At 34.6% G+C, this 25,755-nt stretch carries 22 protein-coding genes; 11 read left to right on the top strand and 11 right to left on the bottom strand.

The window, feature by feature from the left end:
• Positions 1-31 precede the first annotated feature (31 nt).
• A complete protein-coding gene (locus ACQKP0_RS14500) occupies positions 32-1,237 on the bottom strand; it encodes an MFS transporter (RefSeq protein WP_427406571.1) in 1,206 nt (401 codons plus the stop codon).
• A 251-nt stretch (positions 1,238-1,488) separates the two neighbouring features.
• Here ACQKP0_RS14500 and ACQKP0_RS14495 point away from each other — a divergent pair, with 251 nt between their 5' ends.
• The 3 genes from ACQKP0_RS14495 to ACQKP0_RS14485 are packed head-to-tail and all read left to right on the top strand — an operon-like array spanning position 1,489 to position 4,814.
• Positions 1,489-2,283 (top strand): Cof-type HAD-IIB family hydrolase, encoded by a 795-nt coding sequence (locus ACQKP0_RS14495; protein ID WP_427406570.1) that lies wholly within the window; start codon positions 1,489-1,491, stop codon positions 2,281-2,283.
• A gap of 50 nt (positions 2,284-2,333) precedes the next feature.
• On the top strand, positions 2,334-3,449 hold the full coding sequence (locus ACQKP0_RS14490; protein ID WP_427406569.1) for an NAD(P)/FAD-dependent oxidoreductase: 1,116 nt from the start codon (positions 2,334-2,336) through the stop codon (positions 3,447-3,449).
• Between the two features lie 21 nt (positions 3,450-3,470).
• The gene (locus tag ACQKP0_RS14485) at positions 3,471-4,814 is read left to right on the top strand and encodes a sodium-dependent transporter (RefSeq protein WP_427406568.1); all 1,344 of its coding nucleotides are present in this window, start codon (positions 3,471-3,473) and stop codon (positions 4,812-4,814) included.
• A 72-nt stretch (positions 4,815-4,886) separates the two neighbouring features.
• Here the strand turns inward: ACQKP0_RS14485 and ACQKP0_RS14480 are convergent, their stop codons facing one another.
• Entirely contained in the window at positions 4,887-5,786 is a 900-nt protein-coding gene (locus ACQKP0_RS14480; RefSeq protein WP_427406567.1) for an ABC transporter permease subunit, read from the bottom strand.
• Positions 5,783-6,472 (bottom strand): ABC transporter permease subunit, encoded by a 690-nt coding sequence (locus ACQKP0_RS14475; RefSeq protein WP_427406566.1) that lies wholly within the window; start codon positions 6,470-6,472, stop codon positions 5,783-5,785. The genes ACQKP0_RS14480 and ACQKP0_RS14475 overlap by 4 nt, the downstream gene beginning before the upstream one ends.
• Positions 6,473-6,927: 455 nt before the next feature.
• Here ACQKP0_RS14475 and ACQKP0_RS14470 point away from each other — a divergent pair, with 455 nt between their 5' ends.
• Positions 6,928-7,149, top strand: a complete 222-nt coding sequence (locus ACQKP0_RS14470; protein WP_427406565.1) for a hypothetical protein — start codon at positions 6,928-6,930, stop codon at positions 7,147-7,149.
• A 206-nt stretch (positions 7,150-7,355) separates the two neighbouring features.
• Here ACQKP0_RS14470 and ACQKP0_RS14465 read toward each other — a convergent pair whose 3' ends face one another.
• Positions 7,356-8,234 carry a polysaccharide deacetylase family protein gene (locus tag ACQKP0_RS14465; RefSeq protein WP_427406564.1) on the bottom strand — a complete coding sequence of 293 codons (879 nt, stop codon included), beginning with the start codon at positions 8,232-8,234 and terminating at the stop codon, positions 7,356-7,358.
• 291 nt (positions 8,235-8,525) lie between these two features.
• Here ACQKP0_RS14465 and ACQKP0_RS14460 point away from each other — a divergent pair, with 291 nt between their 5' ends.
• The 4 genes from ACQKP0_RS14460 to ACQKP0_RS14445 are packed head-to-tail and all read left to right on the top strand — an operon-like array spanning position 8,526 to position 11,139.
• On the top strand, positions 8,526-8,855 hold the full coding sequence (locus ACQKP0_RS14460) for a PadR family transcriptional regulator (RefSeq protein WP_427406563.1): 330 nt from the start codon (positions 8,526-8,528) through the stop codon (positions 8,853-8,855).
• On the top strand, positions 8,852-9,253 hold the full coding sequence (locus tag ACQKP0_RS14455; RefSeq protein ID WP_427406562.1) for a permease prefix domain 1-containing protein: 402 nt from the start codon (positions 8,852-8,854) through the stop codon (positions 9,251-9,253). The genes ACQKP0_RS14460 and ACQKP0_RS14455 overlap by 4 nt, the downstream gene beginning before the upstream one ends.
• A gap of 16 nt (positions 9,254-9,269) precedes the next feature.
• Positions 9,270-10,061, top strand: coding sequence for a hypothetical protein (locus tag ACQKP0_RS14450; RefSeq protein ID WP_427406561.1), 792 nt, complete (start codon positions 9,270-9,272; stop codon positions 10,059-10,061).
• Between the two features lie 55 nt (positions 10,062-10,116).
• Positions 10,117-11,139, top strand: a complete 1,023-nt coding sequence (locus ACQKP0_RS14445; protein ID WP_427406560.1) for a fatty acid desaturase — start codon at positions 10,117-10,119, stop codon at positions 11,137-11,139.
• Between the two features lie 189 nt (positions 11,140-11,328).
• Here the strand turns inward: ACQKP0_RS14445 and ACQKP0_RS14440 are convergent, their stop codons facing one another.
• Genes ACQKP0_RS14440 through ACQKP0_RS14430 form a run of 3 tightly spaced genes read right to left on the bottom strand, consistent with a single transcriptional unit; the run spans position 11,329 to position 14,269 of the window.
• Positions 11,329-12,798 carry an alkaline phosphatase family protein gene (locus ACQKP0_RS14440; RefSeq protein WP_427406559.1) on the bottom strand — a complete coding sequence of 490 codons (1,470 nt, stop codon included), beginning with the start codon at positions 12,796-12,798 and terminating at the stop codon, positions 11,329-11,331.
• Between the two features lie 40 nt (positions 12,799-12,838).
• Positions 12,839-13,576: an endonuclease/exonuclease/phosphatase family protein gene (locus tag ACQKP0_RS14435; protein ID WP_427406558.1), complete on the bottom strand. Its 738-nt coding sequence runs from the start codon at positions 13,574-13,576 to the stop codon at positions 12,839-12,841.
• A 39-nt stretch (positions 13,577-13,615) separates the two neighbouring features.
• Positions 13,616-14,269 carry a YkoP family protein gene (locus ACQKP0_RS14430; RefSeq protein WP_427406557.1) on the bottom strand — a complete coding sequence of 218 codons (654 nt, stop codon included), beginning with the start codon at positions 14,267-14,269 and terminating at the stop codon, positions 13,616-13,618.
• A 176-nt stretch (positions 14,270-14,445) separates the two neighbouring features.
• On the opposite strand from ACQKP0_RS14430, the gene ACQKP0_RS14425 reads away from it, so the two are divergent.
• On the top strand, positions 14,446-16,554 hold the full coding sequence (locus ACQKP0_RS14425) for a YhgE/Pip family protein (protein ID WP_427406556.1): 2,109 nt from the start codon (positions 14,446-14,448) through the stop codon (positions 16,552-16,554).
• Positions 16,555-16,575: 21 nt separating this feature from the next.
• Here the strand turns inward: ACQKP0_RS14425 and ilvA are convergent, their stop codons facing one another.
• From ilvA to ACQKP0_RS14410, 3 genes are all read right to left on the bottom strand, one after another.
• A complete protein-coding gene (gene ilvA / locus ACQKP0_RS14420; protein ID WP_427406704.1) occupies positions 16,576-17,844 on the bottom strand; it encodes a threonine ammonia-lyase IlvA in 1,269 nt (422 codons plus the stop codon).
• Between the two features lie 276 nt (positions 17,845-18,120).
• Positions 18,121-18,495, bottom strand: a complete 375-nt coding sequence (locus tag ACQKP0_RS14415; protein ID WP_427406555.1) for a nucleotide excision repair endonuclease — start codon at positions 18,493-18,495, stop codon at positions 18,121-18,123.
• A 137-nt stretch (positions 18,496-18,632) separates the two neighbouring features.
• Positions 18,633-22,070, bottom strand: a complete 3,438-nt coding sequence (locus tag ACQKP0_RS14410) for a S8 family serine peptidase (protein WP_427406703.1) — start codon at positions 22,068-22,070, stop codon at positions 18,633-18,635.
• An 835-nt stretch (positions 22,071-22,905) separates the two neighbouring features.
• On the opposite strand from ACQKP0_RS14410, the gene ACQKP0_RS14405 reads away from it, so the two are divergent.
• On the top strand, positions 22,906-23,538 hold the full coding sequence (locus ACQKP0_RS14405; RefSeq protein WP_427406554.1) for a LysE family translocator: 633 nt from the start codon (positions 22,906-22,908) through the stop codon (positions 23,536-23,538).
• Between the two features lie 579 nt (positions 23,539-24,117).
• A complete protein-coding gene (locus ACQKP0_RS14400; protein ID WP_427406553.1) occupies positions 24,118-24,405 on the top strand; it encodes a hypothetical protein in 288 nt (95 codons plus the stop codon).
• Between the two features lie 91 nt (positions 24,406-24,496).
• Here the strand turns inward: ACQKP0_RS14400 and ACQKP0_RS14395 are convergent, their stop codons facing one another.
• Positions 24,497-25,741: a translocation protein TolB gene (locus tag ACQKP0_RS14395; protein WP_427406552.1), complete on the bottom strand. Its 1,245-nt coding sequence runs from the start codon at positions 25,739-25,741 to the stop codon at positions 24,497-24,499.
• Positions 25,742-25,755 lie beyond the last annotated feature (14 nt).

Below are 25,755 nucleotides of genomic sequence, written 5' to 3'. Positions count from 1 at the left end.
AGCTTTTGAACTAGCTTTCCTTTCTTTTTATTTATTGGAGCTCGATATTTTTTGTTTCTTTTCCTAAAAATAGTACAGATGCTGCTCCGATTAAGACAGAAATGCAGAAAATAGTAAAAATTATATTGATTGAATATTGTTGGGCAATAAGATACGGCACAAGAAGTGGTCCGAGAATCCCCCCTATTCTACCAAAAGAAGTCGCCATTCCTGTTCCTGTCCCCCGAATTTTAGTTGGATATTGTTCTGGAGTATAAGCATATAATGCGCCCCATGCTCCAAGATTGAAAAATGAAAGTAAAATTCCAGAAGTTATGAGTAATGCTAAAGAATCAGCAGTACCGAATAAATAGGCACTTATTGCTGTTCCAATTAAATAAACAACGAGAACAAATTTCCGCCCTACCCTTTCAATTAACCATGCAGCTGTAAAGTAACCTGGCAATTGGGCTAGGGTCATGATCAATACGTACTCGAAACTTTTGATCATACTAAATCCTTTCATTACCATAACACTAGGTAACCAAAGAAACATTCCGTAATAGGAAAACACAACACAAAACCACAGTATCCAAAGCATAACAGTTCTACGTGTATATTTTTTTGACCAAACAGCAGCGATGCTTTGTAACAACGATGGTTTTTCCTTTTCTTTAACCGTAACAAAACGGTCCGAATCAGGCAAATGTATGCGAAGATAAAGAGCATAAAATGCTGGAATGACACTGATTAATAAAGCGACTTGCCATCCGTATTTTGGAATAACGAAGTAGGAAATAACTGCGGCGATTAACCATCCGAATGCCCAAAAGCTTTCAAGCAATACGACAATTCTCCCGCGTTTTTCAGTAGGTACACTTTCTGATACAAGTGTCGAAGCTACCGGCAGTTCTCCGCCTAGCCCCATACCAATGAGGAAGCGCAAGATCAAAAAGATTGAGAATGAAGTAGTAAAAGCTGCGGCACCACTTCCTAATGAAAATAATAATAAAGTAATAATAAAGACATGCTTTCGACCAATTCGATCTGCAAGTATTCCAAAGAGAAAAGCTCCGACTGCCATTCCAATAGAGTTAATACTTCCAATCCAACCCATTTCTTCTACTGATAAATTCCAATCTACCTTTAAGGCGGCAATAATGAAGGAAAGCATCCCTACATCCATTGCATCAAACATCCAGCCGAGACCGGCAATTCCAAGTAGTTTATTATTCGAGATCCCATTCTTTCTAGCCATAATACCCTCCTATATGTCACTTATAAAAATTAGGAACATTACTATGTTACCATGTGTCTTTACACCTGTCGACACTTTTGTGGTTTCGTATTTATCCTAGGTTTTTGATATAGATTATTTGTATTTTTATTGAAGGAAAACGTTATTGATAAAATATCTGAATCTACCCTATACATAGATTTTTTTCAATTAAGCAGTATTTATGATAAAATTCATCCTATGAAAACAATTAAGAAGTATGGAGATTGATCATGACTACTTATAAAATTTTATTTCTTGATATCGATGGAACCATTCTAACCCCTGATGATAGAATCGAAGAATCAACAAAGGAAGCAATTGCTGAAGTTCAGAAAAAAGAAATAGAAGTTTTTTTAGCTACAGGCAGACCTCTTCATGAAATTTCTCAGATAGCAGAAGAATTAAATATCCATTCGTTTATTGGGTATAATGGTGCGTATGCTGTTCATAACGGAGTAGATGTCTTAAAAGAACCAATGAATGCTGAAATTGTCGAAAGCTCTATCGAAATTGCAAAAGAATTTAATCATGATATTGTTTTCTACACTAGTGAGCAAAACCTCTTTACCACATTAGAAAGCCCCGCAGTTAAAGAGTTTATTAAAAGATTTCACTTACATAATAATGATCTGTACTCACCAAAGGTTGTCAATGATATATTAGGAATGACCATAATAAATATAGAAGAAAATGACCCCCGTCATTATGAAAAGGATGAAAATATTCACTTGTCCCAAGTCAATGTGGAGGGATTAACCCATAATTACGATGTTATCCGCGACAGTGTAAATAAAGGGTTCGCAGTTAGTAAAGTACTGGAGCTTCTAAATATCGGAAAAGAAAGCGCAATTGCCTTCGGTGACGGGATGAATGATAAAGAAATGCTAATGCTTGTTGGAGAAGGATTTGCTATGGGAAATGCTCATCCGGATCTTTTTGCTTATGCAAAGCATAAAACGACAGAGGTTACCAACTCTGGGGTCTATAATGGGTTAAAATCTCTTGGTGTAATTAACGGGAATTAAGATGAATATTACATAAGAAATAGTTACTTGGAAGAGAAGGAATGTTAACAATGAAGAAAATAGTTGTTATTGGGGCTGGGATTCTAGGCGCATCCACCGCCTATCATTTGGCAAAAGCTGGTGCGGATGTCGTTGTAGTTGATCGCAAGGATGAAGGACAAGCAACAGATGCTGCTGCGGGAATTGTTTGTCCTTGGCTATCACAGCGTCGGAACAAAGCATGGTATCGGCTTGCAAAAGGTGGGGCACGATTTTATCCTCAGCTTATTGAAGAACTAGAAAAGGATGGAGAAACAAATACTGGCTACGCACGTGTAGGAGCAATTAGTGTTCACAAAGATGAAGAAAAGCTATTTGCGATGGAAAAACGAGCTTTAAAAAGAAAGGAAGACGCTCCTGAAATTGGTAATATTACCATCCTTACACCTGAGCAGACAAAAGCCTTATTCCCTCCATTAGTAGATGAGTACGGAGCTGTCCATGTTAGTGGCGCTGCACGAGTTGATGGCCGCGCACTGCGACATGCTTTATTGAAAGCTGCGTGTAAACATGGAGCAGAAATTATCACTGGTGATGCCAGTCTATTATTTGAAGGGAAACAAATAACGGGTGTATTAGTAAATGAAGAAAAAATAAAAGCACAAACGGTAATTGTTACTGCAGGAGCATGGGCTAATCAAATTTTTGAGCCATTAGGGATTCAATTTAAAGTAACTTCACAAAAAGCTCAGATCATTCATTTAGAGTTGCCGGAAATCGAAACAAATAAATGGCCTGTTGTCATGCCCCCTACTGACCAATATTTATTAACATTTGATGATCACCGTATTGTTATCGGCGCAACTCATGAAAATAATGTTGGCTTTGACAACCGTGTGACCGCAGGAGGAATTCAAGAGGTTTTAACTAAAGCGCTGCAAGTCGCACCTGGATTGACTGAAAGTACGGTTTTAGAAACACGGGTCGGTTTTCGCCCGTTCACACCCGGTTTCCTTCCTGTTATTGGCCATCTTCCAGGTTTTAAAAATTTACTAGTCGCCAATGGACTTGGTGCATCTGGATTAACTATGGGCCCTTTCATCGGAGCAGAATTAGCCAATTTAGCTCTTGGAATAGAAATGGAAATTGATATATCGGATTATGATGTTGCTGGTGCGCTGGAGTAAGTTTGAGAGTAGGAGAAGAATATGAATCAAAAAAAAGAACAATGGTCCTCAAAAATTGGTTTTATTTTATCATCTGCAGGTGCAGCAATTGGTTTAGGCGCTATATGGAAGTTTCCATACGTAACTGGTATGAGCGGTGGCGGTGCATTTTTTCTTATTTTTGTTATTTTTACATTGCTGATTGGGCTGCCATTGCTCATTTCTGAATTTATTATAGGCCGAGGTTCTGGGAAAGAGGCCATAAGTGCCTATAAAACATTGGCCCCTAATAGTCTATGGAAATGGGTCGGTAGATTAGGAGTTCTTGGCTGCTTTTTATTATTATCATTTTATAGCGTAGTTGGCGGTTGGATCATTATTTACAGTGGCTTGTCGATTCCAGGGAAGATAATTGGTGAAGGCATAAATTATCCTGACCTTTTTAATTCGATAACGAGTAATCCTTTTATTACAATAGGAGGACTAGCCCTATTCATTTTGATAAACATCATTGTCCTTTCATTTGGAATTCAAAACGGAATTGAAAAAGCCAATAAATATATGATGCCGATCCTCTTTATCTTTTTTATCGTGCTTGTAATTCGTTCCATCACATTAGATGGAGCTTTAGAAGGGATTCGATTCTTCTTATATCCTGATTTTTCCAAAATAACTGGTGAAGCAATTCTTTATGCCCTTGGCCAATCCTTTTTCTCGTTAGCAGTTGGATTTTCATGCATGGTAACTTACAGTTCCTATTTAAAAAAGGATGTAAGCTTACCTTCATCTGCTAATTCAGTTGTTTGGATGAATATTTTTGTTTCATTACTAGCTGGCCTTGCTATTTTCCCTGTTGTTTTCGCATTTGGATTAAAGCCAACTGCAGGCCCAGGTTTACTATTCGTTGTATTACCTACGGTATTTTCGCAAATGCCCTTTGGACATTTGTTTTTGTGCTTATTTTTAATTCTATTTTTATTTGCAACCTTAACTTCATCCTTTAGTCTATTAGAAATTATTGTCGCCGCGTTTTCATCTAATGGAAAACATTCGAGAAGAAAGATTTCATGGATTTCTGGATTCATTGTTTTTATTGCAGGGATTCCGTCAGCATTGTCATTTGGAGCATTAAAAAATTTCCATCTGTTTTCGAAAACGGTATTTGATGCGATCGACTATCTAGTAAGTAATATTATGCTGCCAATTGGAAGTTTCCTTATTGCCCTTTTCATCTCCTATCGGATGGAACAATCTATAGTTAAACAAGAATTTTTTCTTAGTAATTCCCTTTCCCTTACCTGGTTTTCAATATGGAGGGTGTTGATGAAATGGATTATTCCAATAATAATTATACTTGTTTTTCTAAATATGATTGGGGTATTTTGATTGTCAACCAACACTATGGGGGATCCAGAAGCAATATATCTGATATTTTGCTTTTGGATCCCCTTTACTTGCTTAAAAATAACGGATACTGTTCCGTTCAAAATGTACTTTTAAACCTTTTCCAAGCTGATTAAATCCAATAATGGCAAATGTAATGAATACACAAGCAGCAAATGGAATCCACGGTTTAGTAAAAACATCGAAAGTAACATCTTTAAAGAGTAATGGCCACGCATTTGAGTCATTTATTATTTCTAACTGTAATTCGTCCACTGATTCAATTCGATGTGCGAGAAAAATATTAATAATACCAAGTTGTCCAAGTAAGAACATATTTCTACCGAAATCTAATAAAATGTTGACAATTAACTCAGGTAAAAGGAATGGAAAATAGTGACGAGAAAACATTTTTTTAGCATTTGTTCCTGTTGATAGTGCCGCTTCAATGAAAGGCTTTTTTGAAACAGTTAGGACAGTGGTTTGAACGAATTGTCCAACCCTTCCTACCTCCAGCAAAGCAATAATGAGAATCACGATGATTGTCCGATGTTGAGAATACATAATATATGGCAAATTAACGATAAGGACAACCATAAAAATAATAGGTACAAATGAAAACATTTTGTTATAGAAATCTAATAATCTACTAGCAGCCTTGTTAACACTTGATATTAAGCCAAATGGAACAGCAATCAAAAAACGGATTAAAGTGATTCCTAATATACTGATTAATACTTCTTTTGTACCAATAATAAGTCGACTTAAAATATCACGCCCCTCTTTATCTGTCCCTAATATATTTGAATGAGATGGTGCATAGGCAGGTACCTTAAGTGTTCCATCATTCATTTTTCGTAGTCCTTCCGTCTTTAATTGCTGATCAACAAACGGGAAATATGGACCTGCAATAGCAATCAATACGATAAAAGTGACAAGAATGATACCAATGAGTAAAGACCGATTTTTCTTCATTTCTCTAAGGATGCCTCCCTTGCAAGTAATAATGAACGAACGATATCACTGACAATTTTGGTCAGTAGGACAAAAGTTGTAAACAGGATAACGTATTCAATAACAACAGGGATATCTATCTCCATATCAGAACCTACACCGAAATTTTTTTGTACATTAAAAGCTTGATAAAAACGATAGGCCCCTCCCCTATAACCAGTCAAAAATTCAACAATAAATAAATTTGATAAAATGTATAGCATTAACGTATTGATCTGTCCAACAACTCTAACCCAACAATTACTAAGCATATGTACATAGATAACCTTTTTGTTAGGCGTACCTTTACCAATCGCTGTCCGCACATAATCCTTTCCACTTTCAGTTGATAGATACATTTCAGTAATACGTGCCACATAAAAAGTTGGATAAATCGATAAAAACAGGATCGCAAATAACTTATTTGTAAAGGTTTCACTACCATACAAATTTATATGTGGAAATCCAAGATCAATTAAAGCCATTATTCCAATTTGAATGCATATAATGACAAAAAAGTCAGGAACAGATAGAAACAAAGAGGTAATCTTTTCTCCGAAAAAGCGAAATCTTCTATCCCCCATTTTAAAATCATAGATTCCTTTAATTAAACCTAGAAAAAAGCTGATGATAAAACTAGGGATGAGTATATATATGCTTTTTACCATATATCTCCAAACTTCATATTCTATTGAAAAACCATAGGTGGTTTGCCCTAAACTCTTATTTTTTATTGCATATGAAAAAAAATTTGTAATATTTTTCTGATATTTTTCCCATGAAAAGGTCGTAATGCCTTTGTCATTTCCACTCTTGACCCTGAAAGATAAATATCACTTTCTCCCCGAGGCAATAATATAAGTAGTATCAATACACTTGTAACTAGAATCCACAATAGTAGATTGCTTAAAATTTTTGTGAATAGCTTTAATACCAAAATGAATCCCCCTTGTATAACCACACTTTACATTATTAATCCTATAATACCATATTATGGATTTTGTTGACCGATAATCATAGATCAATATTACCATAACATTTTTATTTTTTTCAAAATATTCTAGAAAAAGAAAAGGAAACTATACATTCATGGCGAATATACTTTATTAAGGGGGATGATTGAATGAAAACAAACAAAGTTCTGGAACTTCGTTGTACCAATCCAAATTGTAAAACATGGTTTCAGTCTCCGTTTTTTCAAGGGAATGTTGATCACTTTGATGTAAACGCTTTCAAAGGTCTCAAATCTCAATGTCCTTTATGCGGTAAAATGGTGCAAGGATCTATAAAAAATGTACGAATTCGGCCGGTCGGTGACAATGATCGTTTCGGTAAAATCTCATAAATGTATGAAGGCAGTCTCTTTCTCCATTATTGAAAGAGACTGCCTTTTTTATTCAATATACAACTCTTGCTGAAAAATATCCTCATTTGTATAAAGATACATCAAACAATCAGTAACATTTTCTGAATGGTATTCAGACACTTCTCCTATGTAAATTGAATCCAACATTAATTTCCAAATTGTCTATCTCAGGTGGAAAAAAAACCTTAATGTCCATCTTCGGTGCCTGACACCAAAGTGCCGAACCAGTTTGGCGGCATTCCTGGGGATATGCGGATACGATGGAGTGCGTATAGGCCTTGGTCGCTTGATGCGGCGCCTGGTTCTGTTGTAAGTGCCATTTTATATCCAGTTTCTTCGGCCAGTTTTAGTGTTTCCTCGTTATATTGTCCAACTGGATAACATAGGATTGATGTTTCCTGGTCCAACATGTGGTCAAACAATTCTTTCGAACGCTTCATTTCTTCCATTTGTTGGCTAGGTGTTAAACTGTTTAGTTCTAAATGACTATATGTATGGCTTTCGATTGAAATTTCATTCGTGCTCATTTCCAGCATTTGATTTGTTGTAAGATGGTTATTTTTATCGATTAATTTACCTATCATAAAAATCGATGCTTTCAACCCGTATTCTTTTAAAATTGGGTATGCTTCTGTATAGTTATCTTCATATCCATCATCAAATGTAATCCAAACAGTCTTTTCAGTCGGTATCTTATTTTGTGTCAAAACTAAATAAGCTTCTTCCGGACTAAGCGTATAGTATCCATTATCCTTGAGCCATTTCATATGTGCTCTAAATTCCTCTTTGGGAACACGCAAACTATTCCCTGAAGAAATGCTATGATACATGAGAATGGGAATCTTTGCTGGTTCATTCACATCAATCCACTGAGAAGTATCAACTTCTTTTTGTTCCTCATTAATGACTTCTTCTTCCTCTACTGTTTGTTTCTCTACAGGTTGAACGACAGATTTCTCAGCAGGCTCTTTTTTTGGTTTTTGTGCTTCCGCCTTGAATGAACATCCCGCTAACACCACTATTAAAAGTAAAAAAATCACAAATATTAAACTGTTCTTTTTCATTTTATGCCCAACTTTCTCACTTTCTACAAACGTATTATACACGAATGTAATATATTTGTAATAAAAATTTATAATTAAATCAATATTAAAAATTTAGAATAATTATTTTAAATAATTTCACTCTTAATTAGTTTTTCAAAGAAATAATTATTAATCCATTTATCTCCTGTTATTTTATTGGAATATTTCGGAAGGAATAAAAATAAAAATAAATTTTACTTTGACAGATAGAGTAATTTACGTTAATATTACTCTATCAGATAGAACAATCATTTTTATGGAAGGTGAATTATGATTAGGAGTGACATTATCCGTGGACATTTGGATTCAATTATCCTTTGTTTAATCTTGGAAAAAGATCAATATGGATATGAAATATCAAAACAAATTAGTCAACGGACAGAAAATCGATTTCAAATAAAAGAAGCCACCCTCTATGCGGTATTCCAACGATTAGAAAAGAAGGAATTAATCGAATCGTACACTGGAAATATTACACATGGTGGGAAACGAAAATATTATAGAATCACCACCCTCGGTAAAGCTTATTTAAAGGAAACAGTTAAAGAATGGGAAGAAACAAAGGAAATAGTTGATTTATTTTTGGAGGGATTACAATGAGAAAAATAAGGGACCATGTTGATTATTTATTTAAAAAAATTCCAGATAGTGAACAAAAAGAACTGGTAAAACAAGAGATTTTGGAAAACCTTGAGGAGAAAGTATATGACTTAATGGCACAAGGGAAAGAAGAGGAAGATGCGATCAATAAAGCCATTATTGATTTTGGTGATATAGATGAAATAGAAAAAGAGCTTGGTACGATACAGCAGCCAGTAAAGAAAAATATGACAAAATTAGACTTAGGTTTCTCCTTATGGGGTAGTGGGCTAATCATTGCTTTGTTTATTTTTATCAATTTCTATTATACTCCGAATATCATTTGGTTTGTCTATCCAACATTTGGTGTATTATGGTGGCCACTAAGTATGTTTTATAGATGGTTACGTCAAAAATAAAGGAGGGAACAAGATCGTGCATAGACATGATGTCATTTTTGCTTGGTTAGCAAGTATTATAAGTATTTTATTTTTCATTAGCGTTAATTACTTGACTAGCTCTGATAATCTATGGTTTATCTACCCTTCTTTTTTCATATTATTATGGCCGCTCAGTGTTCAATCTATAAAAAATGGTGAATATAAAGTTCATTCTATTTTCACTAGCTTATTGATCATATTATTTCTCTTTATCGTTAATTATTTTCACAGCCCTGGCCATCCATGGTTTTTGTACGCGTTTTACCCAATTATTTGGTGGCCGATTCTTATGTGTTTAGAAAAAAAGAGGAACACTGTCTCATTGGCTATTCTCGGAAGTTTAATCACGATCGTGTATTATTCAGTTTTAAATAGTATCCTTTCACCACAATACCCTTGGGCTATCTACCCTTCTTTTGCAGTGATATGGTGGCCTTTATCGATGTATTATGCAAAAACGAAAAAATATTTTCAATTTTCAATATCTGCTAGTTTTCTTATAATCATATTTTTTACAGTTGTAAATATTGTATCCTCACCAAATACGGTGTGGGCTATCTACCCTACCTTTGCAGTGATATGGTGGCCTTTATCGATGTATTATGCAAAAGCGAATAAATTTTTTCAATTTTCAATATCAGCTAGTATTCTAATAATCATATTCTTTATCGTTGTAAATATTGTTTCCTCGCCAAATACGGTGTGGGCCGTCTACCCAATCTTTGCTATTCTTTGGTGGCCATTAAGCATGTATTATTATATGCAAAAAAAATCACGATTCAAATGAGATTCCAACCTATCAATCTATTATTCTAAAAAATTTTAAAAAGGTGATGTTTTAGATGAGCGAACAATCAAAGTACAATCTACGTGAATGGAAGAAAAAATTAGCATCATTTGAACGGCCACGCATTTCAGCGAGTGTTGGACAACTAATTAATTCCGTAGGACCGTTTTTAATATTATGGGTGTTGGCCTATTTAAGCCTCAATGTGTCCTATTGGCTTACTTTATTGTGTGCCATTCCAGCAGCCGGATTTTTAGTGAGAACGTTTATAATTTTTCATGATTGTACTCACTACTCATTTTTTAAGAACCGTAAGGCGAATGAAATTGTGGGCATAATCACAGGTTTGTTTACTTTTTGTTCCTATGAACAGTGGAAACACAGCCATTCCATCCACCATGCGACGAATGGGCATTTAGAAAAACGTGGTGTTGGTGATGTGTGGACAATGACACTTCAAGAATATGCAGAAGCTTCTTGGTTAAAACGTTTATGGTACAGAATTTATAGAAATCCAATCGTGATGTTCATAATTGGACCTCTATATCTCTTTTTAATCTCTTACCGCTTTAATCGAAAAAATGCACCTAAAAAAGAGAAAAAGCATGTTTGGATTACCAATATTATTCTGCTGACTATAATGCTGCTCTTAGGCTTTACATTAGGATGGAAAGCTTTGATATTAGTAGAGTTACCAATTTTCTACATCGCATCATTTGCTGGAGTTTGGTTATTTTATGTACAACATCAGTTTGAGGATGGTTACTTTGAAAATGGTGAGAACTGGAACTATGTCGAAGCCGCTTTAAAAGGTAGTTCTTTCTATAAGCTTCCGAAAATTTTACAATGGTTCTCGGGAAACATCGGGTTTCACCATGTCCATCATCTGAATTCTCGTGTACCAAACTATCATCTCGAGAAAGCACACAAAAGCGACCCACGACTTCAAGATGTACCGACACTCACACTTTGGACGAGTTTAAAATCACTTACCTTTAAGCTATGGGATGAGAAGACAAAGAAATTTATTGGAAATCGAGACATTCAGAACTTTATTCGTAAAAAACATTTAGTATAACTATCTTATTAAGCTGCCCATTTGGTCGAGGTACTAGACAATTTGGACAGCTTATTTTTGTGAAAATTTTTATATTTCGTACAGGGTGAAGATATTTGTGACATCCCTTTTTAACAAATATATCTTCCTCTACGTACGAATTCAAAATTATTTAGATTTCTGATTCAAATGCAACATATAAAACAAGTCTTATTGAACTAAAGATAGAAGCCAATCTTTCAAATCTAAAAAACGTAAATACTTCGGAGTGGTGTTGGTACCGGTTACGATCATTGAGACTAAGGAATCTTCTTTGTGTAATCCCCCATGACTTGCTCCACCTATATGTGTAGGTGATCCCTCTCCAATGAACTCAAAACCAGGCTTTGCACTTACAATTAAGTAATTGCCCTCATGCGAGAAAAATGAAGAATATAATCTTGCTAATGCATCAGGATAATCCCCATATTGAATTCTTTTATCCGTGATTGACAGATCTAATATATCTGCATTCCCTTCTAAAAACCAAGATTGCTTATACTCATCAAAATATTCTCCCTCTGGATGAAAATGAAGCTGGCCATTGTGTATACCTGATGTAACGGTTACGGTTTTTTCATTTTTTACTGCTATGACATCAATTCGATCGTCTTTTTGCAAGAGATTTGCAATTTCGTTTAAACGTACTTTTTGGTCGTCAAGGGTATATATAAAAGACATTCTTTCGTTAACACAAAGAACGATTTCGTCTTTTGATGTAACACCCTCTTTTAATTTGACAATTCGATAGGAATTCAATAGATCTCGTAAATCAATAAGTGCTTCTGTCTTGTTGTTGCTAATCCATGCTTGTCCATTGTCTCCTGAAATTATCCATATATTATTCGATAATGCCTCTTCCCATGAAGGATACTGATTTAGGATTTCTTGTAATTGTTTATCAACCTTTTGAATTCCTTCAACATCGGTTCTCCCATGTTTATGAATACGTTGGTCTAAGTCAGGGAAATATGCAATCGTTAAAGGTGGTACTTTATTTTTTTTAATGAGATATTTTATTTCATGTGCTGCAAATTTATCATTAAACCCATATTTTTGCCAAAAACGAGTATGTTTTTTTAAAGGATTGAACCTGCGAAAAGCTCCGTAAGAAAATAAGTCAGGCGAATGAGAAGATAGATTCTTTTTTAAACCAGTTAATTTTAAAAAAAATGGTACTTTCAATTGAATAGAGTTACTTCCTCTATATAAAAGTGTATTGATTGCGGAGGTTTGTATTCCCTTCTCTTTTAAGATTTCATGTACCGTTTTATGCTGTTTGCTAAAATGTACATGATTCAGATTATAAAATATGTCTTCCATGGATTGCTTTAGTCCCAATTTATATAGTTCTCTAATATGGCTTCCATAATTAATAATTCTTTTTTCTTTTTGGCTATACCAAACCAGTCCTGGTACTTTATGTTTATCACTGTATACACCCGTTAGTAAAGTACTATCAACAGTAACTGACATCGTCGGAAAAGTACTCACTACATTCGGATAATAATGTCCATTATCTATGAAAAATTTAATAGCAGGAGCATTACCAGATGCTATTGCAGCTTGTATGGTTGTATCCATTAATGTATCAACGATAAGCAAGATAACCTTTTTATTCTGAGAACGATCAGATGTCACCACTATTCTCCTCCCTTCGAAAGATGAATTTTAACAACCTTTAATCAAGAGTGAGTGTCGCCTTTAATGGCAAATGGTCAGAGGCTTTTGATAATAAAGTTACAAGTTCAACGTTGTCTATTCGAAAAGAAGAACTGACAAAAAGATAGTCTAATCTTCTTCTCGGTCTAAGTGAAGGATAAGTGAATCCTTCACCATTACCTGCTTGATCCCAAACGTCGTGAAGCTCTCTAGTGATTTTCTTCCATCCATGGGAACCTGTTCTCATATTCCAATCACCCATAATAATAATCGGATGCGAACATTTATGAACCAGATTGATAATAAAGTCTGTTTGTTTTCGATGAAGAAAGGTATTGAGACTTAGATGAGTGACATAGATACGAAATAACTTTTTGTTTATTTCAATGGTAGCTTCAAGTAATGACCTTCCTTCGACTAGTCCTGGGATAAAATTAAATGAAAAATTCGTATGATTTACAATTGGATAACTAGATAAGAGGGCATTTCCGTATTGTCGAACATTTGATGAGTTAAATGTCGGTATAGAGATAGATGGACTAAAAATTTGATACATGTTTAATTGTTTTGCAAGCCATTCTACTTGATTTACATAATTACTGCGCTTGGATAAATGTTTATCTACTTCGTTTAAACCAATAATATCTGCTTTACTTTTTTTGATTACTTCAGCGATTCTGTTAAGGTCTGATATCTTATCACTCCCTTTGCCATGATGAATATTATAGGTCATTACTGTGATTTCCAAAATCTCCACACCTCAATGATCACACTTTACTGGTATTATTGAAGCCAATTATTCTTGTTGATTGTGTATTAGTTCCTGTTGACCTGGCATAGAAAGTTTCTCACTAGGATATCTTCTTATTAGTTCCTTCGTTGAAATGGCAATTACTTTTGGAACAAGCAGCTCCTGTTTTGTTTTAAATCTTTGTCTCCCTTGTGGGTGAATCACGAGCAACAATAGTCTTAAATAGATTTTAGTAAGAAATGCAAAAATCCCTTTTGGTAGGCTAATAACAGTAAATCCTAATTGTTTTGTTCCACGATGGATCATAGAGACCCCAAATAAACCTTTAATTTTTTCACTCTTAGGGTGATTAAGAATAAATGGTCGAATGTTGACTAATAATTGTTCTGATGCTCGAATTAATTGAATGGCTAAATGGACAGAAGAACGAGAATTCATTACCATGTGAAAAAGCCTTTCATTATTAAAATGAAGCTCTAACACTCGATCTCCTCTTTGAATTTTTTCTCCATCTGACAATTGAATGGTTTTTCCCCAATAAGTACGGACTCTCCCATTTAAGAATGGATGATTTTCATCAATAGTTTTAATACGTAAGATGCCATTAAATAATCTTTCCCATTTAATCCATAGAGTGATCATTAATTTCTTTTTCCAGCTCACTTCAGATACCAATTTTTGTTTATGTAATTGGTTCATCTGTTTATCCTCCGTATTTAATGAATCGCATCTATTTTGCAGTTTTCCCTGTTTCAAATCATTCTATGTAACATGAAAAATAAGATTGTTTTCGTTGTAACGATGACATGATTAAGATCATAGTAGTAAGATAATGCCGAATTAAAAGGCAGGGATTTAACCTCTTTTTAATTAAAATGAACAAAAAAAGGACAAACTTAAAGAAGTATATTTCTTTCCACACACATTTTGTACAAACTGAATTCATATTTTCAGTAATTAATGTCCCATTAAAAACGTTAGTCTACGAGGTGAAAATGATGCGTGCTGAATGGCTGGCAATTGCCAGAAATAAAATGATCCTCATTTCCATCATTGGGGTAATTCTAATCCCCTCTTTGTATTCCGGTATTTTTGTTTGGGCATTTTGGGATCCTTACGGTATGATCAAGAAGTTGCCTGTTGCCATGGTGAATCTTGATCAACCAGTTCAATACAAAGGTGATACTATTTCCGTTGGTAATGATATTATTGATGAATTACGAAAAGATCATAAAGTGAAATGGGAATTTGTGTCCGAACAAGAAGGAGTTCAAGGATTAAGGAAAAACCGTTATTATGCAATGATTCAAATCCCAAAAGATTTCTCGAAGAACCTTACTAGCGTTATAGAAAACAAACCGAAGCGAGCGAAAATCGAATACATCCCAAATACAGGTTATAATTTCGTTTCGACAAAAATAACTGATTCTGCATCTGAAGCATTAAGAAAAACGATTTCAGAAAATATCACAGAGCATTACACGAGTGTTTTGTTTAATCAATTTGGTGACATTTATCATGCACTTAACAAAGCTCACAACGGTGGAATCGAATTAGTAAATGGTCTTGATACATTACATACTAAATCCAATCAATTGTTAAGCGGATTGAAACAACAACAGCCTTCTATCCATGAACTTGCAACTGGATCTGCACAACTTTATTCCAAAACAGCTGAATTAAGCAATGGACTCTTAGGATTCGAGAAAAAACTAGATAGCATTTCATCTAATATGAAGGAAGTTACTAAGTTCATTGATAGCATTTATCCGAAGCTGCAAACAAATCTTAGTACATTAAATAATCAAATTAACGAAATCATGAATCGGCTAAATCAAACAACCAATCAAATGGAGCAATTAAAAAGATTGGTTCCAACACTTCAAAGTGACATACAAAAATACACTGCTAACCATCCGGAAACTGCAAATGACCCAAATTTTCAAGCGGTGTTAACCGGTATCGGGCAGCTTTCCGAGATCATAAAAACAATGAATTTTGGTAAGGTGGAAAATCAATTATCCGGTCTATCATCTATGCTTCAAAGTCTGAAAGATCAACAATTATCCTTACCTTCGAAGCAGCTCAATACTACTGCTCAGCTTGATACGTATCTCAATCAATTTAGAACGGCTGCAAATGGAAGTATTGCCCTGAAAAATGGAGCTAAAAAAATAGCAGAAGGAACGAAAACCGTAGAAAATGGCTGGGGAACATTAATACATTCGGTCTCCTTATTAACAGATGGAGAAGATCAACTTTTAACAGGTGCTAAAAAATTATCTAAAGGGTTAAATGATTTAAAAGAGGCAATTGGAGCGGTAAAAGGAGCAAACAATGCACGCAATTCAATGTTTGCTGCACCAGTCGAAGTAAAACGCAAAGATATGACTGAAGGAATTACGTATGGTGCCGGATTCACACCTTATTTTCTGTCACTTGGGCTTTTTGTTGGGCCGCTAATGCTTACAACGATATACAATTTAAGAGATCCTGTGGGGAATCCAACTTCAGGATTAGGTTGGCTCATTAGTAAATATTCAGTTTTAATTGTTGTTATACTTGGCCAATCGCTAATTACAGCTTTATTCTTACTACTCACATTTCATTTAGCGGTGCAAAGTATTCCATTGTTTCTTCTATTTAGCTTTATATCGAGCCTGGCATTCGGAACACTTATTATGTTTCTTGCGGCAGGTTTCGGAAATCCAGGGAAGTTCGTCGCACTTGTTGCGTTAATTTTACAATTAACAACAAGTGGAGGATCTTACCCTGTTGAATTAATTGCTCCAGCCTTACAACCGTTTCATCGTTTTCTTCCAATGAGTTATGCCGTAGCAGGACTTCGTGATGTTATGTTTACAGGCGACTTTTCCGCCATGTGGCATCAAGCAGGTATTTTGGCGGGGTACTTTATCGTATCACTTATTTTACTCATTGCTTTGTTTGTCAATCGTTTTAAAAAATTGAAGGAAGAAGCCTAATCAAGCTTCTTCCTTCACATTCTAAATTAATAAATGAAATAAATTGCTGTCCTTATTCACTTCTATAAAAGGAAAGCCCTTTTTCTTCATTCTTTCTATGAGCAAATGGTAATCCTCACTTCTTTTCAATTCGATCCCGACTAACCCTGGACCACTTTCTTTATTATTTTTCTTAGTATATTCGAAGGTAGTAATATCGTCATCAGGTCCTAATACGCCATCTAAAAATTCGCGAAGAGCACCTGCCCTTTGTGGGAAATTAACAATGAAGTAATATAGTAATCCTTCATGAATCAATGATTTTTCTTTAATTTCTTGCATCCTTCCAATATCATTGTTGCCGCCGCTGATGACACAGACAACCGATTTGCCTTTTATTTGATCTTTATAATAATCAAGTGCGGCGATAGGAAGTGCGCCTGCAGGTTCAGCAACAATCGCATGTTCATTATATAAATCTAATATAGTTGTACAAACCTTCCCCTCAGGAACTGGAGCGATCTCCTCTACAAAATGATTACAAATATCAAACGTTTTTTGGCCAACACATTTTACTGCTGCACCATCGACAAATTTATCAATTTCAGAAAGTGGGAGGATGGCACCATTTTGAATAGATGCTTTCATACTGGCAGCCCCGCTTGGCTCCACCCCAATCATTTTTGTTTTAGGAGAAACACTTTTTATATATGTACTTATTCCCGACATTAATCCACCGCCGCCGATGCTTGCAAACACAAAATCCAGTGGTTCCTCCACATCATTCATGATTTCAACTGCAACAGTCCCTTGACCAGCAATGACACTTTCGTCATCAAACGGATGAATAAATACCATCCCCTCTTCTTCCGCACACTTGACTGCACTTGCAGAGGAGTCATCGAATGTATCTCCCGTTAAAACAACCTCTACAAAATCGCGACCAAACATTTTGACTTGGTCAATTTTTTGTTTTGGAGTGGTTTGCGGCATAAAGATTTTACCGTGAATACCTAAATCACGACATGCATAGGCAACACCTTGAGCATGGTTTCCTGCACTCGCACATATTACCCCTTTATCACGTGCCTCATTTTCTATAGATTTTATTTTATAATATGCCCCTCTTAATTTAAATGAACGTACATGTTGTAAGTCTTCTCGTTTCAAATAAATATTGCATTGATATTTTTCTGATAAACGTTCATTTTTTTGTAATGGTGTATGCGTAACAATATCTTTTAGCAGCTGATACGCAATAAGAATGTCTTCCACATGTACTGTTTTAGCTTTCACCATTTCTTGACTCATCATTTAACCTACCTTCTTCTGAGTTTTCTCATAATTTGTACATTATAGCATGATAAAACAAGAATTTAAACATCAATATTCGAAATATTCAGATGAAAGCGTTACCACTTTTTAAAATTATGGAAGATTTAGCTTAGGTAGTGAAGAGGAAATTTGAAGGAGTTAATTTTTCTTTACATTAATAAAATTAATACATTTTGTAATTTGTTCAATTCAATGACAAAGAGTGTATTATAAGCTATAATACACCCTTGATTCTCATTAACAAAAAAAGTTTTATTTATAAAATACTTTATCTATATTATATTTTGCTTGAAGCTTATTAATAATGAATGTTTCATAAATTTCTCGTTCCATCGGATCTTCTACATAAATAACAGCAATTTTTTGCACTTCTTCCCTATGCTTTTTGATTGCTGATACATTATCATCAAAATGCTTAGTTACCCGTTGTCGGAGCTTTCTAGCTTTACCGACGAATAATAGTTCATCTTTTGCATTATAAAATAATATAATGCCGCCTTTTTCGCGTGAAATAAGTCTAAAATCAGTAAATCCATAATCACTACTAATTTTGTGATCCTTAACTTCTTCTAAAGGTTTCTTTTTTGTAATTACAACATCTGGCTTTGGGATGTCAATTTTTATCATAATTTGTCACTTCCTGTTCTGAATTGAATTTCCATTATAGCACATTGTGAGACAATAAGCTTGCCTTCGTTTTTACAGTGAATGAGTTCATGAAGTGAAAAAAGATGTGAACGGAAATCCTGTTCACATCTTTTTTCTTATTTCGTTAATCCAATTCCGCCGCTCGTTGTACCAACGTTGATAAAAAGTTTGCCATCAGCAATTTTCCTGATTTCATTGCCATAGGTATCTACAGCTTTTACTTCGATGGCTGCACCATTCGCTTGCGTCTTGAGTGGGACCGTCCAGTAACCAACATAATGGCCGTTTGCCATTTCCATCATCGGTAATTCTGTAGCATTTGTGATTTGTTTTGAGTTCGTGTTCGTTAGAGGCATATGAATATAGAAAGTAGCTCTAAGTCCAGGCTCACTGTCGAATTCAATTTTAACGCTTTGGCCAGTATCGAGAGTTTTATCTTCGTTTGGCAGTAAATGATCAATTTGCGGTGCGAAATATTTGGCAAAAACTTTAACTTTTTTCGTCGTTTTATTCCCAGCAATGTTCTGGGCAACAACTTTGATTTCATTTTCTCCATTATCTAACATGACACGTTTTGAATATTTGCCATTCACGACATCGGTTTTTTGGCCATTGACTTTCACCCAATCCAGGTTAGCCGCTGAAACAGTTCCCTCGACAGTAACTGTTTCCCTATTCGTTTTATCTCCATGTTTTGGATTATCAATGGTAAGTTCAGGTGCCATCAAAACTAATTTTACAGTAACAGTTTCCGATTCCTTTGTTAGTTTATCCTCAACTAAAGATAAAGCCTTAAAATTATTTTCTCCCTCAATCAACTTTGTTGGAATTGCAAACGTTCCATCATCACCAACTTTAGCAGTTCCTACATTTTCACCATTATTTAACAATTGAATAGTAGTTGATGGAGATGCAGTACCTTCTACTATTATTTCAGCTTCATTTGTAATAAAATCATTTACTGGTGAAGTTATTACAGGTGTAACCACTTCGTAACTAACCCGCGCTCGAATCATAAAGTTTCCCCAGTAGTCAGATGTTTGTATCCATAACCCATCTGATTTATTATATTGGTAACTTCTATTTGCAAAAATACCATCCTCATCACTAGCTAGACCAGGTACATACGGATTATTACCAGTCTGCCTATAAACCATATAAAAATCATCTTCAACTATAATATTATATTTTCGTAAATCTACAATGGTCCATTGATTTTTGTCTCGTATAGCATCAGCATAGAATGGACCAGCAATTTTTTTACCTGGAAAACCCTTAGCCCCTGAAGAATCCCAAACTTCTACTGCAAACTCTGTTCCCCCTGGATCTGGAAAATCAGCTTCCCAAAAACAAAATATACCGTCAGTAACAAGGGCTGAATTTTTACCTTTAGGAAGTGACATTTTTACTGCATATGCGTTACCCGCATTCAAAAACGCTAAAGCATTTTCTGCTGATCCATCATCATAGCCAATTTCTCCGCCTGGATACGTATAAAAAGGTTCAAGATCAACATTTAATTCCTGATCAGAGTCCCCCACTGTAATTTTAATTTCTTTCCAATGGTAACCTTGTGCCATCACTCTTAGTGTATAATTACCTTTGTATAAAGTTAAGGTGAAATATCCGTTCTCATCTGTTTCTACAGGTGTAACATTTGCATCCTCTAACAATAAAACAGTTACCCCCGGAATTCTTTTTCCAGTTACTTGGTCTTTAATGATACCAGTAATGTTTGCTTGTGCCATTTTTTTTAAATAAAAATCTGCTATTGATGTTTCATTATTTACAACAGTTATCGTCTGTTCGGCAGGGTAAAAACCATAAGCCTCAGCTTTAACAGTAAAAGTACCAGCTGCATGTAGTAAGGAATACGTTCCATCTGAAGGATTTGTTTTCACTGAGTAACCACTTTCTAATACACTAACTCTTGCCTCTGAAGGAAATAAATCAGAGTTCGGTAATCCTTTTTCATAAAAATCTATTTGATTATTCATTGTTGCATTATTTAAACCCGTTTTAATTTTTTTCCTTTCGTTTAGAACTTGTCCTTTTATTTTACCAGGTCCACTTATGATAAAAGAAAGGGCATTCCTAGCATTAACTAAACCATATCCGTATCCATTATTAGGAGAGACGGGATATTGAATATCAGTTAATGGTGTTGCTGTATTTAACAAAATTTCTTCCATTTCATCGACTGTCAAACTAGCGTTTGCCTGACGTAACATCGCAGCAACCGCTGTTACAACTGGACTAGCCATTGATGTTCCACTATTATTATCATATGAATTACCAGGTACTGCAGAGCGTATATTTACACCAGGAGCTGTAATATCTGGTTTAATTTCGTCGTAAGGTGACGGGCCTCGTAGTGAAAAACCAGCTAATCCATCATTACTATCCGTTGCTCCGACAGCAAATGATTCAGGATAGTTAGCTGGAACTGGAATTGAGCCTGGCCCACCCGGATTTAATAAATCCGTGTTCCCAGCTGCAAATTCTGGAAAAATCCCAGCATCTCTCCATGCTCTAATAGTATCACGGTACCACTCATTTAAACCTGGTCCACCGCTCCATGAGTTATTAACAGCATCAGGTGCCAGATCAATTCTTCCACCGGGAGCAATAATCCATTCCGCAGCATCTAATAAAACAGCATCTGTAGCATTTCCATGTGAGTCAAATGCTTTAGCAGCAATCCATTTGGCTCCAGGAGCAACCCCAATCTGGTTCGATCCGTCTGGCTCACTTCCAATCATTGTTCCTGTAACGTGTGTTCCATGTCCATGATCATCATATGGCGCTTTTTGCCTAGCAGCTGTAGCATCGTAAAAGCTATAACTATGATTAACTTCCCCTGTCGTCTCATTGAAGCCACGGTATTTTACTTTTAAAGCAGGATGGTCCCATTGAACACCAGTATCTATACTTGCTACAACAGTTCCTGAACCATCAATTCCCATTGCCCATGCTTGTGGGGCATTAACACGTTCAACATTCCATTCGACATTTTCAAGCTTCGAATGAGGAATTTTCTCATTTTCTACCTTTGTATTTAACAATTTACGGGTTTCGTTAGGTAATACTTTTTCAACTTCAGAAAAGGCTGCTAGCTGCTCTGCAATTTCTTTAGTCGCCGTAACCGCAATCCCATTAACGATAAAATATGATCTAAAATCTTCGACATTTCCTTTTCTCGTCTCCCTTTCCAGAAACTCTATCACTCTCTGTTGTGATTTTAGAGAAATAGATTTCAATTCGGAAACAACTGCCGAACGCTGTAAAAACTCTGCTTGAATTGGCGAATTCTTAGATTGCTCAGAATTCCTCGCTTTATTAGCCACTAATGTTGTTTCTGCCTTTTCATTAAACTTAACAAGAAAGGTAACTTTATCATTATTTTTAAACTCACTTAATAAACGCTGACTAACTTTTGTTTTAGCACTACTTTTCGAATCAAATAAGGATTGATGAAGTTTACCATTTGACTTAGTGTTTTTACCAATTGATTGAGAATTTGCTAGTACTGGTGTAAACAGTGAAAAAAGCATGAGCACTAATACTACAATACTAAAAAAGTTAATCCGATTTCTTTTCTTCAACTAGTTTTCCCTCCTTTGTATTTCTAGACAATAGCACTATCACTATCACACCCCTTGCTTTTGATTTGGTTTTCCTTGCTATCATGGTCTAAGTTTGATTATTTTGATTTCATGACAATAATAATGAAAATCAAACAGAAATTATGTCGAACTACGTCCCCTTTCCCTTAACTATCCCAATTCGAATAATTAGAACTACTTTGTAAAGAAAATTTTAATGGGTAATTAGTAACTTACTAGCATAATATTTTTAAGCAAACATCTAGGAATATGTATAATTGTAAATGTGTATTTCTACACCCATTTTTTATGTTTCCCATAATAAATAAAAAAATAGGTAAATAGGACTATTATTATATGTCAAGACTAACTTTAAGTTAGTTGGTATAATTTATGTTTGCTCCATAAAAAAAAGAAAAACCTCCTAAAAAAGGAAAATCTGAATTTAGTTTATTGTGGGTACAGCCACATGCCTATTAAGCTAAGGAAAATCATTACCCCAAAATCTAAAAAAAGCGCTATTCTTTCTATAATATGATGGAAAATATGTCATTTTTTATGTCGGGAGTTTCGAACGAACTTACTCTCTTTTCTCAGGAATTACAACGATAATAGCTGGCCAAAAAAGGTAGGTTTTGTTCAAACTGAGCCATAGTGCACTTTACCGGTGATTAAGGATGGAAGAAAAATATTTAACGAACAAAGATGAAAAAATTCTTTTGTTTTTATAAAGCATGTTGTAATATCGATAAGGGCACCCCAAAAATTGAGAGAGGTGCTTAATATGTATGGAGTAATTAATTATGAGGTATTTTTATTAACAGGAATTTTACTAAACTTAATTCCTGGTGCAGACACAATGTATATAGTTGGGAGAAGTATGTCACAAGGCCGAAAAGCAGGAGTTTATTCTGTTTTAGGTATTATTACTGGTTCTTTGACTCACACGTTGTTCGTTGCTTTTGGTTTATCAATCATACTTGTAAAATCTGTTCTCTTATTTAATATCATCAAAATTGTTGGTGTTATTTATTTAGTATATTTAGGAATTAGAATGTTGATTGATAAAACAAATTTAGCTTTTCAGGCTGCTGCAACCGTCAAGCTAAACATACGGAAAATATACGTGCAAGGGCTTTTGACAAGTCTTACGAATCCAAAAGTTTCTTTATTTTTTATTGCGTTTCTTCCGCAATTTATTGATGCAAAGGCTTCTGGACCGATCCCATTTATCATTTTGGGACTGACCTTTACTATCACTGGGTTGTTATGGTGTCTATTCGTTGCTTATTTTTCTTCCTACGTTACAAAAAAACTAAGAGGAAATCAAAAGATAGGAATGGTTTTAAACAAAATTACAGGAATGATTTTTATCGGTATGGGGATAAAGCTACTGCAAACAAAAGCTCCTCACTAAACTTGAATATATAACAACATTGCCCCCTTCAGATATTTAAATTCAGGTTTAAGTAGATTCATATATGTTGAGAAGCCCTTCTGTATTATTCTGAAGGGCTTTTTATTTTTTAACATTTGACACATTACTTTTTATCTTCAGAAATACTACAAGACATAGCCAAAAATAGTAATAGTAAACATTTACGGGCATGAATATACATTTCACGAACACGTCGCTAGAAGAAGTACCAACGAACTATGTGCATTCATTGTATTTACTTCGATGGACTTATCTGAAATCTATGTAGCGTCCAGGTCAAATATAAATGAAATTATATCCCCTTCTTAACATTTTTGATCACTACAAAAATTTTCATGAGTAATAGTCTTATTCTTTGTAAATTCTTCTCTGTTTACTCAAAAAAAAATGACTCTTTCATGAGGTATTTTTCCTATAGGTTAACAATATAAAAAGCTATAATTTGATATAAATATTCAATCAAAACATTTCCAGCATTATCATACCTCTGAATGCAAATATTAAATGATGGAAGAAGAAAATTTCTTTCCTAATTTACAATCAAGGAAGTGATTAGAATTGAATAAATGGATAGCTACTCTTTTTAATATAGGGGGAAGAAACAATTTCCTCAAAATGCTTGGAATAAGAAGAAACAATAGAGGGATGATGTGGATGTCATTGTTGGGAGTTGGAGTCAGTGCTGCTATTTTTGGTTTGAGTAGAAATCGCAATAAAAATATGCTAGGCCCACTCCAAAATTTTATGAAAAATTCTAGGATGCCAAATTTTGGACAAATGCAGAATATGGCTACAGAATTTTCAAAAGAACTAATGCCTAACAATGATCAATCAAACAAAAAATAAGTTTTCTTTTTGTTTAGGCTCCATAATTTTTATATACGATATAACTAGCACAATTTTCTAAGTTGTGCTAGTTAGTGTTATTTTTCCTAAATTAAGGTTGAAATAAACTAAAAACTTCTTCCCAATTCCAATGTTCATAATACCAAGTTCCGAGATTAATGTTTTCAATCCAGATTTTCTGGTTTAAACCATTTGGATCAGCAATCCAAACATTTGCTTTTTCTCTATTTGTTCTAATCCAAATCAATTGGTTTTCTTTATTGATGTATTGTGGATAAAAATCGCCTTCTTTTGATGAAGGTGAAGTTATTTTCTTAGTATGCTTTGTTTTTATATTAATTTTATATAGGGATGGCATTGGTCTTTGCTCCACATCGACCCATTTACTTTTCAAGGAACGTGAGACAAAGATGAAATGATCGTTTTGCCATATTAAATCTCGATCAACATATCCTCTGGGTGTATATTTGATAGTAATTTTTTTATCTATTTCTGCAACGTTTAATCCCTTATTTTCTATAGCCACCCTGTTACTTCCTTTAATATAACCTAAGTTATTAAAACTTGGTGCCCACTGAAACCAATCTTCGTAATTTAACATCTCATTCAATTTACGGAAATTTCTGCCGTCATCAGAAAGAACGCTTAAAGTATTACTATCAGCAGATAATGATGCTGTTGGAACTAATTGAAAAGCAATCCATCTTTGATCATGGGACCATTTAAATTTACTGGTACCATAAAAATTCTCATCCTTCCCAACTGGTATTGTATAAAAATGGTGTGGCTTATACTGGTTCTTATTGTGATAAAAAAAAATTTTGTTTAACACAATGTCTGAAAAAACACTCTTTCCTGCTTTAGAAGATGTTAATATGCCACTTCCATCTGGTAACCAGGAAAAATCGATAATTCCTGGAGCAATTGTATGAGGTTGATTTAAAGATCGAACATCAATTATGTTTAATCCTTTGTCGGTTTGAAATCCAATGGAATTTTGATTCGGTGCCCATTGAAAATTAGTCATTACATATGTATCAACTTTAAAGTGTCTCATTGTTTTTACACTATATAGCCAAAGCTCCCCACTCCGAAGTGTAAATTGATCTTTACTGGATCCTCTGATATAAGCAATCCAAGTGCCGTCAAATGACCATTTAGGAAATCTGACATATTTACCTTTGGTAATTCTCGTTTCTTTATCTTTCGTTTTTATCCATAAATCATCATTTTTGATAATTGCTGCTTTTACATCGTAACTAGATTCTGCGGTAACAATGGAGGAGTGTTGAATACAAAAAAATAATATAAGAACATATATTAATACCTTTTTCATATTTGAATATTTAC

Origin of the sequence: Heyndrickxia sp. NPDC080065 (genome assembly GCF_050281185.1) — a bacterium.
GTDB lineage: Bacteria > Bacillota > Bacilli > Bacillales > Bacillaceae_C > Heyndrickxia.
Note: the sequence above shows the minus strand (reverse complement) of the source record. Positions and strands in the feature narration are given on the sequence as shown.